The organism is Rhodococcus sp. 05-2254-6, assembly GCF_002258565.1.
Classification (GTDB): Bacteria; Actinomycetota; Actinomycetes; order Mycobacteriales; family Mycobacteriaceae; genus Rhodococcoides.
The window spans coordinates 1-17,333 of the sequence record NZ_NOZF01000175.1; the positions used below are offsets into that span (position 1 = coordinate 1).

Below are 17,333 nucleotides of genomic sequence, written 5' to 3' on the forward strand. Positions count from 1 at the left end.
GGTGCGGATCACGGAAGAAAAACCGGGTCCGCCAGTACACGAACAGAGCGAACGGAGCTGCCAGCACCACACCGAGGACGAGTACCCCTCGAACCCACCACATCAGTTGTGCCGCTGTTCGTCGACGCTCTCCGACCAGGTCACGAAGGCGTCGGCGGCCCGGTTCCTCAGCGAGCCGGGCAGCAGCCCGATCAGCCCGCACACCACGTAGAAGCCCAGCGAGAGAACGCCGTTGGTCACCTCGCGGCCGACCGGTACGTCCCGCAGGCGCACCGAGGTGGGTTCGAGTCCGTCCGACACGTCAGTTGACGGCGGCGGGCGTGAGCGTCTTGAGCTGTGCTTTCTCGAAGTAGAGCTCGAAGAGTCGGCGATGATCGCACCAGGAGACGTCGTGGTCGACGGGCAGGATCGCCTCGGGCTTGTGCACCAGCCGCATGAGCTGATCGATGTTGTCTGCCAGCATCGTCTCGGCGAACCGCGGCGAGATGCGCGCACTGACGCGCTCCTTGAACTCGTCCCAGCTCACCAGATCGAGGCCGAGAAGATCGGCGTACAGATCGTGACCGTAGCCGGTGGGATTGCTCGGCAACAGCCTCGTCAGCGGATGGCTGCGCAACGAGTTGCTCGCCATGACGTCGCACATCACGTCGACCGGAACGTAGTTCATCCCCGGGCCGTCCCAGATGGCACCGGCCGCGATCGCCAGTTCGATGATGCGCCAGAAGCTGTAGACCCGACCCGGATCACGACCGAGTTCGGTGCTTCCGAGGATGTAGGGCGCCTCGCACAGGGTGACGGAGTAGGTGTCCGACATCGACAGCCACCCGAGCAGCGTTGCGTTGACCCACTTCATCTGCGCGTACCCGGAGTACCACCACGAATCGGGACGACGGAAATCCTCGGGCTTCTGATAGAGGTGGGCACCGATACTGCCCACGTACGTCAGATGCTTGCGGGTGGAGGTGATGCTGAATTCGAGGATGCGCAGGACGCTGACGAACCAGTCGTCGCGCAGCTCGGCGTAGCTCTCGGTGTAATCGGTGGAACTGGCACAGTTGAAGATCTGTCCCACTCCGGCAGCCAGGTCGTAGTAGGCGGTCTTGTCGAGACCGAACCGGAATTTCGTGGGAGTGCCCTCGACGATGCGGATCTTGTCTGCGTCCACCGCGATCTCGTACTGGTCGAACGTGCGTTGCAGGCGCTCGAGAGCCGTTTCCTCCTCGGTGGGGCGCACCATCGCATAGACGACCTCGACGGCGGAATCACGAGTGAGGCGGCCGATCAGGTGAGCACCGAGAAAGCCGTTGGCCCCGAACACCAACGCGGTGTCGGTACGCGGTGCTGCCATATCTGCCACACGGCGGCGAGTGTCCTCGTCGATGAACGGGCGCAGCGCCGTCGGATCACCGTTGCTCAGCGCGACGACGTCGGCATACTTCCCGGCGAAACGAAGCCCCGGGCATTCGTTGGTGATCAGTGCATCTGCGTGCGGCCAGATCGGACGCAACGATCCGTCTCCGAACAGTGCCTCTACGTGCATTCGCGCTCCCCTGCAACGGTCGGTGTCCCACATCACTCGGACGGGCAGACGTTAGCAATGACGCGGGCTCATAACCGGGTGACCGGGAAAGTCTGGGAACCCCCACAGCGGCGCTCAACCGGCGTTGAGAGTGTTCCCAATCGAAGTCGGCAAATCGCCCTGTACCGGTCGGTGACATCACCGGCGATGCGCGTTCCGCGAGACAAACGAGGCCCTTCGACGGTCTAATCGTTTCCCATGACGGCAGTACACCCCCACCCCCTCCTGCAACCCGCACGCGATCCGAGCGGCGGCGACGCAGCAGCGGCGTGGGCGGCAATCGTGCGCGAACAACCGCGCTACCCTCGGGTGTCCATCACGACGAACGTGCGCATTCCGATGAGCGACGGAACCGCGTTGCGCGCATACGTCTTTCGCCCCGCGGACGCGTCGGGACAGGCGGTGGAAGGCACGTTTCCCACCGTCCTGAACCTCACGCCCTACAACAAGCTGTTGATCAAGAGCATCGACACCGTCCTCGAGACCCCGGTTCTGGGCCGTGCCATCAGAGCTTTCTCGTCCGCATTCGACCTGACCGGAAGCAGATTCGACGGCATCACCGAGATCACCCGAGTGGTGGCGGGCGGGGCTGCCGACCTGCTTTCGGTCAACCGTCATCTCGTCCGCAGCGGGTACGTGCAGATGATCGTCGACGTCCGCGGCACCGGCAGCTCCTCGGGCACCTGGGACGTGCTGGGTCCCCGGGAACAGCTCGACTCGCTCGAGGTGATCGACTGGGCCCGACGCCAGTACTGGTGCGACGGCCGGATCGGGATGGCCGGAATCTCGTACTCCGCGATCAACTCCCTGCAGGCCGCAGCAAAGCAGCCCGCCGGGCTCGACGCGATCTTCGCAGTCGAGGGCTCGGTGGACATCGTGCGCGAGATCTTCGCCACCGGAGGTGCCACCTCGGCGTTCATTCCACTGTGGCTCGCGGCCGTCAACGGGCTCAAGTGGGCGCCTGCGGTCGGCGGAATCGACACGCTCGCCTGGCTCCGCGATCGCGCTCGATCCCCGGCAACGAATCTGTTCGACCTGGCCAAAGGCTTTGTCACAGGCGGAGATCCGCGAATCTACGACAACGAGTACTACGACACCATCGATGCCGTCATCGAAGACATCGCGGCACCGACGTTTCTGTACGGCTGCTGGCACGACATCTTCGGCGGCTCCGCACCGGACATCTACAACCGGCTGCCCCTCGAACGCGGATTCAAGCAACTGCTCGTCGGCGACGGCTACCACGGCAACCCGGGAATCGGCTTCGGCGAACCAGGATTTCCGCCTCGGCTCGACGTACTCGAGCGCGCCTGGTTCGACAAATGGCTGCGCGACGTGGACAACGGAATCGAGAACTACGGCCCCGTCACCCTGCGTCAGCAGGGCGGCAATTGGACTGCGCACGGGCACTTTCCGGCTCCCCGGGCACAACCACGCAGGCTGTACCTGTCGGCAGCGGCGTCCGGCACCGCCCCTCATGCCGTCGGCGACGGCAGCCTCACCGGCGAGCCGGCCGCCGAATCCGACGTCCTGACCGTTCGCCCGTCACTGCGAGCCGTCGTATCTCGTGACACCACACAGGTTCTCGCCGGCGTGACGGCAGTCCTGGGCTGCGGCTTCACCTACGACAATCGATTCGCCGAGGGGGCCGCAGTCACCTTCACCACCGCACCCGCCGAGTCGGACACCGTACTGTCCGGCCCCATGAACCTGCACCTGCGCGTCGTCTGCCGTGCACCGGAAGCGATGTGGGCCATCATGATCTGCGACGTCGCCCCGAGCGGTCGATCGATCGTGCTGAGCAACGGCGCACTGCTCGCCTCCCGCCGAGCCGTCGACGACGAGCGATCACTGTTCGCCCCGAACGGCGATTACACCCGCCCCTACCATCCACTCACCGAAGCAGCGCTGCTCCCGGTCCCCATCGGCGAACCCATCGCTCTCGACATCGACATCCTCACCACCGAGGCCGTCATCGCATCCGGCCACCGCCTGCGCGTGAGTGTATTCGCCACCGACACACCGCGGTTCATTCCGATCCTGCCGGATCTGGTGCGTACGCGATTGCGCAGACAGGACATCGACATCGATCCGCAGAATCCGAGTTACCTGGTGGTTCCGGTACTCGGTGAGCCCGGCTGGTAGGAACGAGAACATGAGAATCGAACAAGGTGTCGCGCCGACGAACTCCGTCGAGATCGCGTACGAGGACATGGGGTCGATCGACGACCCCGCAGTGTTGCTCATCATGGGCCTGTCCGCGCAATTGACGTTGTGGCCCATGGACTTCTGCACCCGTCTCGTCGACGCCGGCTACCGGGTGATCCGAATCGACAATCGCGACATCGGGTTGTCCACCAAGATGACGGGGCAGAAAGTGCGGGGTTCCCAGATTCTTCGCCTGATCCGGCACGAGTTCGGGATGTCCTCGGACGTGCCCTACACGATCACGGACATGGCGGCCGACGCCGTCGGCGTGCTCGACCACCTCGACATCGACTCGGTGCACGTCGTCGGTGCCTCCATGGGCGGAATGATCACCCAGGTCTTCGCCGGACGCTATCCCGAACGAACGAAGTCGGTCGGGATCCTCTTCTCGAGCACCAACGAACCGTTACTGCCACCGCCCGATCCACGCGCCCTGCTGCCGCTCATCGGTGGCGTCGGGAAGGACGCCACCAAGGACGAGATCATCGCGCATTCGGCGAAGACGCTCGCCGCGATCGGTTCCCCCGGTTATCGCACTCCGCCCGAGGAGCAACTGGAGATCGCGCAGGTGATGTACGAGCGGAACTACAACCCGTCCGGTGTCGTGCGGCAGATGGCCGCCATCACCGGCACCGGCAGTCTGCGGCCCTACGCGAAGAAGATCACCGCTCCCACCACGGTAATCCACGGCACCGCCGACAAACTGGTCCGGCCGTCGGGTGGGAAGGCCATCGCCCGCGCTGTCCCCGACGCCGAACTGACGCTGATCGACGGTATGGCCCACGACCTGCCCGCCGCACTGATCGACCGCATCGCGGGCATCATCCTGGCGAACTTCGCTCGGGCGCGGGCTGCGTAGGCACCTCCACGAACGCCGAAGGCCGGCACCCGATGTATCGGGGCCGGCCTTCGTCGTAGTGCTGAGCTGATTTACGCGTTCGCGTCGTCCTCGAGGAGGTTGCGCGTGCGGTTCGGGTCGACCTGGACGCCGGGTCCGGTGGTGGTCGAGACGGTGACCTTCTTGACGTAACGGCCCTTGGCCGACGACGGCTTCGCACGCAGGATCTCGTCCAGTGCTGCGCCGTAGTTCTCCACCAGCTTGGTCTCGTCGAACGAGGCCTTGCCGATGACGAAGTGCAGGTTGGCCTGCTTGTCGACGCGGAAGTTGATCTTGCCGCCCTTGATGTCGTTGACGGCCTTGGTCACGTCGTTGGTGACCGTGCCCGTCTTCGGGTTCGGCATCAGGCCACGCGGTCCGAGGACACGGGCGATGCGGCCGACCTTGGCCATCTGATCGGGGGTGGCGATCGCGGCGTCGAAGTCCAGGAATCCGCCCTGGATGCGCTCGATCAGATCTTCTGCACCGACGACGTCGGCTCCTGCTGCCTCGGCCTCTGCAGCCTTCTCACCAGCGGCGAAAACAATAACCCGAGCGGTCTTGCCGGTGCCGTGGGGAAGGTTGACGGTGCCGCGCACCATCTGGTCGGCCTTGCGGGGGTCGACGCCGAGTCGCACTGCGACCTCGACGGTGGGGTCGAACTTGCTCGACGCGGTCTCCTTGGCCAGCTTCGCGGCTTCGAGAGGCGAGTAGAGGTTGTCCTGGTCGATCTTCGCGGCCTGCTCGAGGTAGGCCTTGCTGCGCTTTGCCATGTCTTACTGTCCTTCGTTCGAGTTCAGTGTGGTTGACGAGCCTGGCCGGCTCTCCCACGTTCTGTGTCTTTGGTCGCTCCGCAGGCTCCGCTCCTGCTGGAACGGTCGCTCCGCAGGCTTCGCTCCTGCTGGGCAGGTAAATCAGCCTTCGACGGTGATGCCCATCGAGCGAGCAGTGCCGGCGATGATCTTCGCGGCCTGATCGATGTCGTTGGCGTTGAGGTCTTCCTGCTTGGTCTTGGCGATCTCGCGCACCTGGTCCATGGTCACCTTGGCGACCTTGGTCTTGTGCGGCTCGCCGGAGCCCTTCGCCACGCCTGCGGCCTTGAGCAGCAGCTTGGCGGCGGGAGGAGTCTTCAGCTTGAAGTCGAACGTACGGTCTTCGTAGACCGAGATCTCGACCGGCACGACGTTGCCGCGCTGCGACTCGGTCGCGGCGTTGTACGCCTTGCAGAACTCCATGATGTTGACGCCGTGCTGGCCCAGTGCGGGGCCGACGGGCGGTGCCGGGTTGGCGGCACCGGCCTGGATCTGAAGCTTGATGATCCCGGCTAGCTTCTTCTTCTTCGGGGGCATTTCTTTTTCCTTGTATTCGCTCGGGTTTCTTGCGGTTGCTACTGCAAGTCTGTGGTCGGCTTCTAGATCTTGGAGACCTGAGTGAAGCCGAGCTCGACCGGTGTTTCACGGCCGAAGATCGATACCAACACCTTGAGCTTCTGCTGCTCTGCGTTGACCTCGCTGATGCTCGCGGGGAGGGTGGCGAACGGGCCATCCATGACGGTGACCGACTCGCCGACCTCGAAGTCGACCTCGATGGTCGGCTTCGACGTGGTGTCGCCGCCCTGCTCGGCTGCGCCTGCGGTCGCTTTCGCGTCCTTCTTGGCACCTTCCTGCGGCATGAGGAACTTGACGACCTCGTTGATGGTCAACGGTGACGGCCGCGAGGTGGCACCGACGAAACCGGTGACGCCGGGAGTGTTGCGAACCGCTCCCCATGACTCGTCGTTGAGTTCCATGCGCACGAGGATGTAACCGGGCAGAACCTTGCGGTTGACCTGCTTGCGCTGGCCGTTCTTGATCTCGGTGACCTCTTCGGTGGGAACTTCCACCTGGAAGATGTAGTCGCCGACGTCGAGGTTCTGCACGCGAGTCTCGAGGTTGGCCTTGACCTTGTTCTCGTAGCCGGCGTACGAGTGAATGACGTACCAGTCACCGGGAGCGCGGCGCAGAGCCGCCTTCATCTCGGCGACGGGATCCTCGGGCTCGGCTGTCACGTCGGCGTCGGCTGCCTCGCCGTCTTCGGCGGGAACGTCCTCACCGGCAGCGGCGGCAACGTCGGCCTTGATGGCTTCGTCGGTTTCGCGGTCCTGAGCGGCCTGCTCCGCTTCGAGGCCCTGCTTGGTCGCCTCGACATCGGCGTCGAATGCGGCCACTTCGGTGGCGTCGTTGTGCGGCGTGCTCACGTCAGCACCCTTTCTCTAGTTTCCTGCTCGGTTCGATCGTCGGTAGTTCACGCAGCTGCGATCGGTCAGCCGAACAGCCAGCCGACGCCCTGGATGAAGAGCAGGTCGAGGCCACTGATGTACGCGACCATGAACGTCAGGAAGACGAGCACGACGCTGGTGTAGGTGACCATCTGCTTCTTGTTCGGCCAGATGACCTTGCGAAGCTCGGCGACGACCTCACGGAAGAACTGCAGCAGACGCATGAACACGTTCGGCCGCTTGTCGGCTTTGACCTTGCCCGAACGAGTCCTGCCGGTCTTGGTCTTGGCCGGCGCGGTGGATGCGGCCGGAGCCTTGGACATCGACACGCCCGAAGCGCTACCGCGGGACCTGCTGGTGGATCGCTTGCCGGTGGGCACCACGGCGTCTGCAGCGGATTCACCGGCAGTGGTGTCAGCATCGGAAGGACGGCCCTCGGAGCCAGGTGCGACGTCGCCCGAAGCCGAGGAGTTCTCGAACTCCTCCTCCGATCGACCGTCGCGCTTACCGCGCTCCTCGCTCACGTCGTTCCTCTCAGTTGCTGACACCTTGGGCAGGGGCGACAGGACTTGAACCTGCAACCTACGGTTTTGGAGACCGTTGCTCTACCAATTGAGCTACGCCCCTTCGGCCGAAGCTTCTCGGCCGCTCTGGTGTCCATTCGGCTCCCACACACAGCCTTCGCGCTCTCCAGAGGGAGGACGCGGGCAGCGCGGAGCGCCGAATTACCCCAGAAATCTCAGTGTACTGCACACCCTTCGGAACAGATAAATCCCGTCGTCCCGGCGGTGAACGACCTCCGCCGGATCGACCATGCTCAGGCCAAGCGCACCGTTGCGGTCGCTCGCCCGAAAATCTTCTTGCCTGCGGACTTCGCGACGATGGCGACGATCGCGGTTCGCTCGTCGGCGTCCACGGACTTGACCTTGCCGGTGAACTCCACCGACGCCGGGGCATCGGCCGGGACCAACACCGCACTGGTGAAGCGCACGTTGTACTCGGTGACCGCACCCGGGTCGCCGAGCCACGACGTGACGAAACCGGCACCGAGGCCCATCGTCAGCATCCCGTGCGCGATGACGTCGTCCAATCCGGCCAGCGCGACGACCTCGTCACTCCAGTGGATCGGGTTGGGATCGCCGGACACGCCTGCGTAGTTGACCAGGTCGCCGCGGGTCAGGGACACCACTCGCTCAGGCAGTTCGTCCCCGACCGATACGTCGTCGAAGTTACGAAGCGCCATGCCTGATCACTTCCTTCACCGCATGGGCGATGTTCTCGTCGATCTCCCCGCCGGTTCGCGCGACGATCGTCGTCCACGTGGTTTGCACGAGGTCGCCGTTCTGATCGGTGATGATGTTCTTGGTGGTCATGATGTCGCTGCCACCCATCTGCCGGAACGACTCGAGATACACGTCGCAGAAAATTCGATCGCCGACCTGGATCGGGCGATGGAACTCCAGTTTTTGATCGGTCTGCAGGATCTGACTCGGGTCGTAACCCGTGATGACCTCTTGCAACATGCGGGTCTGCGACATGATCCCGAGCAGGGAAACGAAGGTCAAGGGCGCGAGGAGACCGTCGTAACCGAGGCCCTTCGCTGCGTCCTCGTCGTGGTGCGCGGGATGGAAATCCTGGACGGCACGCGCATACTCACGAACCTTCTCGCGGCCGACCTCGTAGAAGTCGTCGACGCGGAAATGACAACCGACCATGGACGCCGCGTGAGCGGATGCATCCATGGCCGGTACGTCATGTGGAGCTTGTGACACGGTGGAGACCTTTTCTACCCTGGACGCAAGAGCCGTTAGGGAAGAAAATGCGACCTAACGCCGGGCGCCGAAGAAAAATCGGGACTGCGAACCAGCGAGCCGAGCAGACTAGCGGGATTCGCGGTGCGCCCGGTGCGTTCCGCAGTTGGAGCAGAACTTCTTCAGCTCGATGCGGTCGGGGTCGTTCCGACGGTTCTTCTTGGTGATGTAGTTGCGGTGCTTGCAAACCTCGCAGGCCAAGGTGATCTTGGGCCGCACATCGGTGGAGGAGGCCACTGGACGCCTACTTTCGGGTAAATCTGATCAGGGTCAATCAGGACTGTTCATGAGTGCTACTGGTCGTGCTTGCCTACTGTGTAGCGGTGACCGGACTTGAACCGGCGACGCAACGATTATGAGTCGTTTGCTCTACCAACTGAGCTACACCGCCTCAGGTGCTCACCGTCCACCATCCCACGCGGGGAACGCGACGTCGAGCCATCCAATCCAGCGAGCCCCCTAACGGAATCGAACCGTTGACCTTTTCCTTACCATGGAAACGCTCTACCGACTGAGCTAAGGGGGCGGGTGGCTACGGAACAGTCGTTCCGCAGGCTCCACTCCAGGGCACATCGAGCCGTGCGCTGAAGCCTTCAAGAGGTTACACATTCGGAGCGCCGACTACCAAATTGCGTGGTCAGCGAGCCGTTCATGTCCCTCTTCACATGGAAACCCCAGCGAGAGAAATCCTCGCCGGGGTTCCAGGTGTGGCAGATGTAGGATTCGAACCTACGTAGGCATAAGCCGACGGATTTACAGTCCGCTCCCATTGGCCGCTCGGGCAATCTGCCGTGATGCGATCGAAGCCCGTACTGCTCTTCGGCGCGGTGAGAAGAATACAACGAACGTCCCCCCGGAACGCAAACCGGGTGGATACGGTCGGTAGCGGGCCGATAAAGTCCCTGCGGGATGTGGACCGACACCACCGCCAAACCAAATTTTCGATTCGACTGGAGAGTGTGAGAAGTGGCTGATTCGTCCTTCGACGTAGTGAGCAAGGTCGACCGACAGGAAGTGGACAACGCCGTCGGACAGGCCGCGAAGGAGCTGGCGACCCGCTTCGACTTCCGCGGATCCGACACCAGCATCGAATGGTCCGGTAGCGGCGAGTCCGAGACGATCGTCATCACGTCCGAATCCGAGGAGAAGGTCAAGGCCGCCCTCGACGTGTTCAAGGAAAAGCTGATCCGACGGGACGTCTCCCTCAAGGCCTTCGAGACCAACGATCCGGCCGCGTCCGGCAAGGTCTACAAGGTCACCGGCAAGCTGGTGCAGGGCATCACGACCGAGAACGCCAAGAAGATCTCCAAGAAGATCCGCGACGACGGCCCCAAGGGCGTCAAGGCGCAGATCCAGGGCGACGAACTGCGCGTGAGCAGCAAGAAGCGCGACGACCTGCAGGCCATCCAGCAGCTGCTCAAGAACGAGGACTTCGGCATCGCGCTGCAGTTCGTCAACTACCGGTAGAGCGGCTTCTCACCTGGGTCGTTCCGCAGGCTCCACTCCTGCTCACCTGGGTCGTTCCGCAGGCTCCACTCCTGCGCCGCATGTGCACGGAACCTCGTAGTGGGCTACGAGTTTCTGCTCACATGCGGCGCAGCCGCTCAGTACGGCCGGTGGCCGGCCATCCGCTCGAGTCGCTCGATGCGGTCGGCCATCGGCGGGTGGGTGGCGAACAGCTGCCCGGCCTTGTCGCCCATGCGGAACGGATTCGCGATCATCAGATGCGATTCCGCCGCCAACCGCGGCTCGGGCGGCAGCGGTGCCAGCTGCACTCCCTGCTCGAGCTTGCGGAGTGCCGACGCCAGCGCCAACGGGTCACCGGTCAGCTCGGCCCCGGACTGGTCGGCCTGGTACTCACGCGAGCGAGAGACCGCGAGGCGCACCAGGCTGGCCGCAACGGGCCCCAGCATCGACACCAGCAGCAACGCGAGCGGGTTCGGGCCCCCGTTGCCGCGTCCGCCGAAAATGTTGGCGAAGAAGGCGAGGTTCGCCAGACCCGAGATGACCGACGCCATCGCACCGGCCACCGACGAGATCAGGATGTCGCGGTTGTAGACGTGAGAGAGCTCGTGCCCGAGCACCGCGCGCAGTTCCCGCTCGTCCAGGATCCGCAGAATGCCCTCGGTGCAGCACACCGCAGCGTTGCGGGGGTTGCGGCCGGTGGCGAACGCGTTGGGGTTGTTGGTGGGACTGACGTACAGCGCAGGCATCGGCTGATGAGCGGCCGTCGCCAGCTCACGCACAATGCGATACATCGCCGGCTGCTCGAGCTCGGTCACCGGCACCGCATGCATCGACCGCAGGGCCATCTTCGCGCTGTTGAAGTACGCGTAGCCGTTGACGCCGACTGCCAACACGATGGAGCCGATGAGAATGGTCGCGTTACCGAACAGCGAACCGATGAACACGATGAGCGCCGACATCCCGACCAACAGGCCGAAAGTCTTCGCACCGTTCGCGTAACCGTTCATGACTGAAGATGCCTCCTCGTACCGGGTCTTCCTACCCGATTCAACGAAAACACCTGGACCGGCAGTTCCCGGCCCGAAGTCCGAGCCGACTACCCGACGCGCTCGACGGTGTAGTTCACCAGGCGGCCGAGGGCATCGTTGGCCGGACCCTGCGGCAACAGGGCGAGTTCTGCGTGTGCCCGCGCGGCATATTCACCGAGTGTCTTCTTTGCCGAGACCATGCCGGGTGAGCGCTGCAGCAGCTCCAGAGCCTCGGTGACCAGCGCGTCTTCGGTGACCGGACCGGCGAGGATCTCGCGCAGCCGATCGCCGTCGGCACCTTCCTCGCGCAGCGCGAAGAGCACCGGCAGAGTGTGTACGCCCTCCCGCAGGTCGGTACCGGGAGTCTTTCCGGACTGCTCGGTTGCCGAGGAGATGTCGATGATGTCGTCGGAGATCTGGAAGGCGGTACCGACGGCGTCACCGAGGCGCTCGAGGCGTCCCACATGTTCGGCGTCGCCGCCGCTGAACGTTCCGCCGAAGCGTCCGCACGAGGCGATGAGCGATCCGGTCTTCTCCCACACGACCTTCAGGTAGTGCGCGACGGGATCGTCGGTGCTCTTGGCCCCGATGGTTTCGCGCATCTGACCGGTGACGAGTTCTGCGAAGGTCTCGGCGATGATGCGGACGGCGTCGGGTCCGAGGGTGGACACCAGACGAGACGCATGCGCGAACAAGTAGTCGCCTGCGAGGATCGCCACACTGTTGCCCCAGCGTGAGTTCGCGCTCTCGGCACCTCGACGCATCGACGCCTCGTCCATGACGTCGTCGTGATAGAGCGTCGCCAGATGAACCAGCTCGACGACCGTGGCCGCGGTGACGATCGCCGGATCGGTCGGCGACGGTCCCAGCTGACCGGTCAGCACGGTGAACAGGGGTCGGAAGCGCTTTCCGCCGGCCTTGGCCAGGTGCAGAGCGGCCTCGGTGAGGAACTCCTCACCGTCGGAGAGCTCGCTGATCATCAGTTCTTCGACGCGTGCGAGGCCGTCGGCGACGGTTCGCGCGAGCTCCGGGTCACCCAGGTCGACTCCGGCAACGACCGTTGCTACGGCAGCGTCGTCTGTACTCACGATGTTGGTCCCTGTCCTGTCGTCGACATGCCGGCGGCAGCGGCGAAGCGCCACTGCTCGCCTTCTACCGTAGTGAACCTAGCGTGCACACCGGTGGGACGGTGTCACCGACCACAGGTGACGCTTCACACGGCGTCGACCGGAGGCCCTCGCCGCACCCGTTGGTAGAAATCGGGATACTGGAACCCGTGACCTCTCCCCATCCCGCCCCACCCACCGCGACCGACATTTTGGTCGTGGGCGCGGGCCCCGCAGGATCGTCCGCTGCGGCATGGGCCGCGCGATCCGGCCGCGACGTCGTCCTGGCCGACGCGGCAGTGTTCCCCCGCGACAAGACGTGCGGCGACGGGTTGACGCCACGTGCCGTCGCCGAGCTCGATCAGCTGGGTCTGGGTGAGTGGGTGCGCGGCAAAGCGCGCAACCGAGGACTGCGACTGAGCGGATTCGGGCAGGAACTGGAACTCCAGTGGCCGAGCAAGTCCCTTCCCGCCGTCGGAAGTGCCGTTCCCCGAACCGAATTGGACGACAGGATTCGCGTCGCCGCAGTCGAATCCGGAGCCGTGATGGCCGAGGGAGCGAAGGCTGTCGCCGTCACCCGAGACGGCAATTCGGTCCGCTCGGTAACCCTGCAGACCGCCGCCGGCGCACACGAGATCTCCTGTCGCACACTCATCGTCGCCGACGGCGTCCGCTCCACTCTGGGCAAACAACTCGGGCGGCAATGGCATCGCGACACCGCATTCGGCGTCGCCGCTCGCGCCTACATCGACTCGGGCCGAAGCAACGACGAATGGATCAGCTCGCACCTCGAATTACGTGACGCGGCAGGCACTCTGCAACCCGGCTACGGCTGGGTCTTCCCGCTGGGCGACGGAACCATCAACATCGGCGTCGGCACCCTGGCCACCGCCAAGAGGCCGGCACCCGGAGCGCTGCGGCCACTGCTCGACCTCTACACCCACCAGCGCCGCGGCGAATGGGACCTCAGCGGGGAGTTGCGCTCGGTGGCGTCGGCTCTGCTGCCGATGGGCGGCGCGGTCTCGGGAATCGCAGGCACCAACTGGGCCATCATCGGCGACGCCGCAGCCTGCGTGAACCCACTCAACGGCGAGGGCATCGACTACGGACTCGAAGGCGGCCGCATGGTCGTCGACCTGCTCGATCACCCCGACCTCACCGACGCCTGGCCGACCCTGCTGCGCGAGCACTACGGGCAGGCCTTCTCCATCGCTCGACGCCTCGCCGGACTGTTGACCGTGCCGAGATTCCTACCCGCAGCGGGACCGGTGGGCATGCGCTCACGGGCACTGATGAAAGTCGCCGTCCGCTGCATGGGTAACCTCATCACCGAAGCGGACAGCGACCTCGTCGCCCGCACGTGGCGGGCATCGGGAACCGGATCACTGAAAATCGATTCCCGGCCGCCTTTTACGTGAATCGCGTCAGGGCCGAGTTGCCTTGTGCAGAGCCACGATTCCACCGGTGAGGTTGCGCCACTGCACGTCGGTCCAACCGGCGTCGGCGATGCGCTGCGCCAATTGCTCCTGCGTCGGCCACGCGCGGATGGATTCGGCCAGGTAGACGTAGGCGTCGGGGTTACTGCTCACGGCGCGAGCGACTTTCGGCAACGCCTTCATCAGGTACTCCATGTACACCGTGCGGAACGGTCCGAACACCGGCGTGGAGAACTCCGAGACGACGAGCCTGCCGCCTGGCTTGGTGACGCGGGCGATCTCGCGCAGGCCTGCGTCGAAATCGGAGACGTTGCGGAGGCCGAAGGAGATGGTGGCAGCATCGAAGCTGGCGTCGGCGTAGGGCAGTGCCATCGCGTCGCCTGCGACCATCGGAACGCCTCGCTGCAGTCCTGCCTGCAGCATGCCCTTGGAGAAATCGGTGGCAACACACCAGGCTCCGCTGAGCCCGAGTTCGACGGTCGAGACGCCGGTGCCAGCGGCGAGGTCGAGTACCCGCTCGCCAGGTTTGAGATCGAGGGCGCGCCGAGTCAGTTTGCGCCAACTCCGGTCCTGTCCGAACGACAGAACCGTGTTGGTGATGTCGTATCGACGGGCGACGCCGTCGAACATCGACGCCACCTCGTGGGGCTCTTTTGCCAGGGTTGCGCGTGATGTCTGGGCCACGAAGTCCAGACTACTCAAGCGATCTTCTGCACCCGCGGCGCTGTGATGCCTTGCACGTCGTAGTAGTGCGAGATCAGCTCGTCGCAGATGGCAGGCCAGGTGCGGTGCAGTACCGATTTGCGGGCTGCGTCGCCGAAGCGGGCGCGGGTGGTGGGTTCGGCGAGCGCTCCGACGGCACTGGGCAGCAGTTCGGTGAACTTGTCGACCGGCAGCAGATATCCGTTGCGGCAGTGCGAGACCAGATCGCGCGGGCCTCCCGCGTCGGGCCCGATGACCGGGACGCCGCTGGCGAGGGCCTCTTGCACTGCCTGGCAGAAGGTTTCGTGTTCGCCGGGGTGTACGAAGATGTCGAAACTGGCGTAGGCCCGAGCGAGTTCGTCGCCGCCGAGTTGGCCGGTGAAGATCGCTCCGGGCATCAGGGTCTGCAGTGCCGCTGTGTCGGGTCCGCCGCCGACGATCACCAGCTGGATCGACGGGTCTGCGGCCAGTACGGCGAGCCGCTCGACGTGCTTCTCCGGGGCGAGCCTGCCGACGAAGCCGACGATCAGCTTCTCGCCTGCTCCCCACTGGCTTCTGAGTGTCTGCGACTTGGCCGAGGGTGCGAACCGGACGGCGTCGACTCCCCTGGCCCACCGGTGGACGCGCGGAATGCCGTGCAACTCCAACGCGTCGACGGCCGAGGTGGACGGGGCCAGAGTGCGGGCCGCGCCTCTGTGCAGTCTCCTGGTCCAGCGCCACGCGGCCTTCGAGGTGAGGCCGAGGCCGTAGCTGGCGGCGAAACCGGCGACGTCGGTCTGATAAACGGCGACCGCGGGCAGGTCCAGACGGTTGGCGGCGGCCAGCCCGCCCGCTCCGAGCAAGAACGGTGACGCCAGATGTACGACGTCGGGAGCGAAGGCGCGCATCGCCGAGACCATGCCGAGCCCGGGGACGCCGACGGGTAGCGAGCTCACTTTGGGGACCATGACGGACGGCACCCGGTGCACCGGAACGTTGTCGTGCCACGTCGCGGCTCTGGGACCGGACGGATTGTCCGGGGCGATGACGATGGCGTCGTGCCCCGTCTTGTCGAGGTGTTCGAGGACACGGATCACCGAGTGGGTGACGCCGTTCATGTTGGGCAAGAACGATTCCGCAACGATGGCTACTCGCACGATCCTCAGTGTGGGCGGCCCCGCCGTCGGCCAGGTATGGACAACGTTACGTGTGGGCCAACGTCACACGAATTGCGCGAGCACCCACGACGGATCCGGGTTGGTGCGATGTTCGGAGCCCGCGAACACCGTGGGAACCGTCTCGTTGCCGTCGTTCACCGATCGCACTCGCGCGGCCGCAGCGGGGTCCTGGCGGATGCTCGCCCACACGGCCTTCTTTCCGCGCAGCAGCAGCGCGACCCGCAACCGCAAGCAGAAGATGCATCCCGGACGCCAGTAGATCAACGGCACCGATTTCTCCGTTGCCTGATTGCGCGACGCGTCGTCGGACAGAGATCGCGGATACAGCACGGGCGTCGTCAGGACGAGAACGAACACCACGGCGAGCACCATCACCACGATCGAGGACGCAATGTTGCCGAAATTCACCAGCGCGAACCCGGCGATTGCGGCGAGCGCAGCGATGACCCACTGCTTGGCGTTACGCATTCTCGGCCTCCTTGCGACGTAACCAGAACAGCACCGGGCCGGCAATCAGCCACGTGACGACGATGACGGATCCGGCCGGAACGATCGCGACGGTAGCGTCGCGGCCCGCGACGCGAACCAACTCGACGTCCGGGTCGGCCTTGTAGTACTCGACCTCGATGCGTTGGCCCGCGACGAGATTGGTGGGGTACAGCACGCCGAGAGGGGGGTTGTGCGTCACACCGTCGGGGGTGATGAAGCTGACGGCCGAGCGCAGCTTGCCCGCGGACAGCACCTCGGCGGTGGCGGTGCCCTTGTCGGAATCGATGGTGACGTCGTTGCGCCAGGCTCCGATGACGAGCAACACGGCGAGGACAGAAATCGCGACGGCGACCACCAGCACGACCAGCCGGGCCCTGTGCAGCGTTCGGCTGCCTCTGTCGGTATCGGTCACAGCGATCAGGTTACTTCGCAGCCGACGGGACTCGGCTCGGGTAGCGTCTGGACTCATGTCGCGCAGCTTCGAGTTCACCGTCGAATCGTCCAATCCCCCCGCTGACGTGCACGCAGCACTCACCAGCGAGGACCAGTGGATGGCGCGGTTCGCCAAAGCGAAGAAGACCGACGGGTACGAGCTGACCAAGCACGACGACGGTGGCCTGACCGTCGACATCTCCGAAGAGGTCGGCACGTCCGAACTCCCCGGCTTCGTCACGAAAGTGATCAAGGGAAAGCTGATCGTCTCGCGCACCGATCACTGGGGGCCGCTCGAGGGCGACCGAGCCGAGGGGACACTGATCGGCGGCACCACCGGTTTGCCCGCGAAGGTGAACGGCACCCTGTCGTTGCGCCCCAATGGGACCGGCGCGAAACTGATCGTCAAGGGTGACTCGACCGTGAAGATCCCCATCGTGGGCGGCAAGATCGAGGACCTGATCAACAAGATGATCAAGGACATGATCGACCAGGAAACCGGCCAGACCCTCGAATGGGTTGCAGAGCAACAGGGTTAGCGAGACGTAGCTCCAGCAAGGAGAACTGCCATCGCGCGGCCCTGGGTCAGGGGCGCTCCCAGCGTGCACATTTCGCTCCACTCCGGGGCTCGGAAGCGGAGAAACCCCGGGGTCGCAAATCCGAGTGGAGCATCCGTTGCGGCAGCAATTCTCGGCGTACGACGATTTCATCTCGCTGGGACACTCGGTGCCGCAATTCTCGAATCGTGCCTACGGAACCGTTGGCTTGTCCGCCGCAGCGGGAT

20 protein-coding genes and 4 tRNA genes are annotated in these 17,333 nt (G+C 64.7%); 5 read left to right on the plus strand and 19 right to left on the minus strand.

The features are described from left to right. Positions 1–102: 102 nt before the first annotated feature. Complete coding sequence (locus CH256_RS24085; protein WP_094670891.1) at positions 103–300, minus strand: serine/threonine protein phosphatase; 198 nt, start codon at positions 298–300, stop codon at positions 103–105. Position 301: 1 nt separating this feature from the next. Then, complete coding sequence (locus tag CH256_RS24090) at positions 302–1,540, minus strand: SDR family oxidoreductase (protein ID WP_094641113.1); 1,239 nt, start codon at positions 1,538–1,540, stop codon at positions 302–304. A 237-nt stretch (positions 1,541–1,777) separates the two neighbouring features. Here CH256_RS24090 and CH256_RS24095 point away from each other — a divergent pair, with 237 nt between their 5' ends. Together CH256_RS24095 and CH256_RS24100 are read left to right on the plus strand one after the other, a co-directional pair. Further along, positions 1,778–3,724: a CocE/NonD family hydrolase gene (locus tag CH256_RS24095; RefSeq protein WP_094670893.1), complete on the plus strand. Its 1,947-nt coding sequence runs from the start codon at positions 1,778–1,780 to the stop codon at positions 3,722–3,724. Positions 3,725–3,734: 10 nt separating this feature from the next. Further along, positions 3,735–4,646 (plus strand): alpha/beta fold hydrolase, encoded by a 912-nt coding sequence (locus CH256_RS24100; protein WP_094670895.1) that lies wholly within the window; start codon positions 3,735–3,737, stop codon positions 4,644–4,646. A 71-nt stretch (positions 4,647–4,717) separates the two neighbouring features. On the opposite strand, the gene rplA is transcribed toward CH256_RS24100, so the two are convergent. The 11 genes from rplA to CH256_RS24155 all read right to left on the minus strand — a co-directional run bounded on the left by rplA (position 4,718) and on the right by CH256_RS24155 (position 9,523). Beyond that, positions 4,718–5,437 carry a 50S ribosomal protein L1 gene (rplA, locus tag CH256_RS24105; RefSeq protein ID WP_027498276.1) on the minus strand — a complete coding sequence of 240 codons (720 nt, stop codon included), beginning with the start codon at positions 5,435–5,437 and terminating at the stop codon, positions 4,718–4,720. Positions 5,438–5,578: 141 nt separating this feature from the next. Beyond that, positions 5,579–6,013, minus strand: coding sequence for a 50S ribosomal protein L11 (gene rplK / locus CH256_RS24110; RefSeq protein WP_008713829.1), 435 nt, complete (start codon positions 6,011–6,013; stop codon positions 5,579–5,581). Between the two features lie 62 nt (positions 6,014–6,075). Beyond that, positions 6,076–6,900, minus strand: coding sequence for a transcription termination/antitermination protein NusG (gene nusG / locus CH256_RS24115; RefSeq protein ID WP_094641109.1), 825 nt, complete (start codon positions 6,898–6,900; stop codon positions 6,076–6,078). A 65-nt stretch (positions 6,901–6,965) separates the two neighbouring features. Beyond that, positions 6,966–7,445 carry a preprotein translocase subunit SecE gene (gene secE, locus CH256_RS24120; protein WP_094641108.1) on the minus strand — a complete coding sequence of 160 codons (480 nt, stop codon included), beginning with the start codon at positions 7,443–7,445 and terminating at the stop codon, positions 6,966–6,968. 30 nt (positions 7,446–7,475) lie between these two features. Continuing rightward, positions 7,476–7,548, minus strand: a tRNA-Trp gene (locus CH256_RS24125). Between the two features lie 190 nt (positions 7,549–7,738). Next, the gene (gene hadB, locus CH256_RS24130) at positions 7,739–8,164 is read right to left on the minus strand and encodes a (3R)-hydroxyacyl-ACP dehydratase subunit HadB (protein WP_068046262.1); all 426 of its coding nucleotides are present in this window, start codon (positions 8,162–8,164) and stop codon (positions 7,739–7,741) included. Beyond that, positions 8,151–8,663, minus strand: coding sequence for a (3R)-hydroxyacyl-ACP dehydratase subunit HadA (gene hadA, locus CH256_RS24135; protein ID WP_068046265.1), 513 nt, complete (start codon positions 8,661–8,663; stop codon positions 8,151–8,153). Before hadA ends, hadB begins: the two co-directional genes overlap by 14 nt. A gap of 138 nt (positions 8,664–8,801) precedes the next feature. Then, on the minus strand, positions 8,802–8,969 hold the full coding sequence (rpmG, locus tag CH256_RS24140) for a 50S ribosomal protein L33 (RefSeq protein ID WP_027498281.1): 168 nt from the start codon (positions 8,967–8,969) through the stop codon (positions 8,802–8,804). 81 nt (positions 8,970–9,050) lie between these two features. Further along, positions 9,051–9,123 (minus strand) — tRNA-Met (locus tag CH256_RS24145). Positions 9,124–9,185: 62 nt separating this feature from the next. Continuing rightward, a tRNA-Thr gene (locus CH256_RS24150) sits at positions 9,186–9,258 on the minus strand. A 182-nt stretch (positions 9,259–9,440) separates the two neighbouring features. Continuing rightward, a tRNA-Tyr gene (locus CH256_RS24155) sits at positions 9,441–9,523 on the minus strand. A gap of 175 nt (positions 9,524–9,698) precedes the next feature. On the opposite strand from CH256_RS24155, the gene CH256_RS24160 reads away from it, so the two are divergent. Then, positions 9,699–10,199 (plus strand): YajQ family cyclic di-GMP-binding protein, encoded by a 501-nt coding sequence (locus tag CH256_RS24160; RefSeq protein WP_008713817.1) that lies wholly within the window; start codon positions 9,699–9,701, stop codon positions 10,197–10,199. A gap of 137 nt (positions 10,200–10,336) precedes the next feature. Here CH256_RS24160 and htpX read toward each other — a convergent pair whose 3' ends face one another. Together htpX and CH256_RS24170 are read right to left on the minus strand one after the other, a co-directional pair. Further along, on the minus strand, positions 10,337–11,206 hold the full coding sequence (gene htpX, locus CH256_RS24165; protein WP_068046268.1) for a zinc metalloprotease HtpX: 870 nt from the start codon (positions 11,204–11,206) through the stop codon (positions 10,337–10,339). An 89-nt stretch (positions 11,207–11,295) separates the two neighbouring features. Beyond that, complete coding sequence (locus CH256_RS24170; protein WP_094641106.1) at positions 11,296–12,315, minus strand: polyprenyl synthetase family protein; 1,020 nt, start codon at positions 12,313–12,315, stop codon at positions 11,296–11,298. 188 nt (positions 12,316–12,503) lie between these two features. On the opposite strand from CH256_RS24170, the gene CH256_RS24175 reads away from it, so the two are divergent. Further along, complete coding sequence (locus CH256_RS24175; protein ID WP_094670897.1) at positions 12,504–13,751, plus strand: geranylgeranyl reductase family protein; 1,248 nt, start codon at positions 12,504–12,506, stop codon at positions 13,749–13,751. 6 nt (positions 13,752–13,757) lie between these two features. Here CH256_RS24175 and CH256_RS24180 read toward each other — a convergent pair whose 3' ends face one another. The 4 genes from CH256_RS24180 to CH256_RS24195 form a co-directional block, all read right to left on the minus strand. Then, positions 13,758–14,453 (minus strand): demethylmenaquinone methyltransferase, encoded by a 696-nt coding sequence (locus CH256_RS24180; protein ID WP_068046274.1) that lies wholly within the window; start codon positions 14,451–14,453, stop codon positions 13,758–13,760. 14 nt (positions 14,454–14,467) lie between these two features. After that, positions 14,468–15,607, minus strand: a complete 1,140-nt coding sequence (locus tag CH256_RS24185; RefSeq protein ID WP_179272209.1) for a glycosyltransferase family 4 protein — start codon at positions 15,605–15,607, stop codon at positions 14,468–14,470. A 63-nt stretch (positions 15,608–15,670) separates the two neighbouring features. Further along, complete coding sequence (locus CH256_RS24190; RefSeq protein WP_094670899.1) at positions 15,671–16,096, minus strand: glutaredoxin domain-containing protein; 426 nt, start codon at positions 16,094–16,096, stop codon at positions 15,671–15,673. Beyond that, entirely contained in the window at positions 16,089–16,529 is a 441-nt protein-coding gene (locus tag CH256_RS24195) for a DUF3592 domain-containing protein (protein WP_176460399.1), read from the minus strand. The genes CH256_RS24190 and CH256_RS24195 overlap by 8 nt, the downstream gene beginning before the upstream one ends. Positions 16,530–16,584: 55 nt before the next feature. On the opposite strand from CH256_RS24195, the gene CH256_RS24200 reads away from it, so the two are divergent. Then, positions 16,585–17,088, plus strand: coding sequence for a DUF2505 domain-containing protein (locus CH256_RS24200; RefSeq protein WP_094641104.1), 504 nt, complete (start codon positions 16,585–16,587; stop codon positions 17,086–17,088). Positions 17,089–17,333: the final 245 nt, after the last annotated feature.

Coding starts and splice junctions, on each gene's coding strand:
- CH256_RS24090 (WP_094641113.1), bottom strand. CDS start 1,540: ATGCACGTAGAGGCACTGTTCGGAGACGGATCGTTGCGTCCGATCTGG.
- CH256_RS24095 (WP_094670893.1), top strand. CDS start 1,778: ATGACGGCAGTACACCCCCACCCCCTCCTGCAACCCGCACGCGATCCG.
- CH256_RS24100 (WP_094670895.1), top strand. CDS start 3,735: ATGAGAATCGAACAAGGTGTCGCGCCGACGAACTCCGTCGAGATCGCG.
- rplA (WP_027498276.1), bottom strand. CDS start 5,437: ATGGCAAAGCGCAGCAAGGCCTACCTCGAGCAGGCCGCGAAGATCGAC.
- rplK (WP_008713829.1), bottom strand. CDS start 6,013: ATGCCCCCGAAGAAGAAGAAGCTAGCCGGGATCATCAAGCTTCAGATC.
- hadB (WP_068046262.1), bottom strand. CDS start 8,164: ATGGCGCTTCGTAACTTCGACGACGTATCGGTCGGGGACGAACTGCCT.
- hadA (WP_068046265.1), bottom strand. CDS start 8,663: ATGGATGCATCCGCTCACGCGGCGTCCATGGTCGGTTGTCATTTCCGC.
- htpX (WP_068046268.1), bottom strand. CDS start 11,206: ATGAACGGTTACGCGAACGGTGCGAAGACTTTCGGCCTGTTGGTCGGG.
- CH256_RS24190 (WP_094670899.1), bottom strand. CDS start 16,096: ATGCGTAACGCCAAGCAGTGGGTCATCGCTGCGCTCGCCGCAATCGCC.
- CH256_RS24200 (WP_094641104.1), top strand. CDS start 16,585: ATGTCGCGCAGCTTCGAGTTCACCGTCGAATCGTCCAATCCCCCCGCT.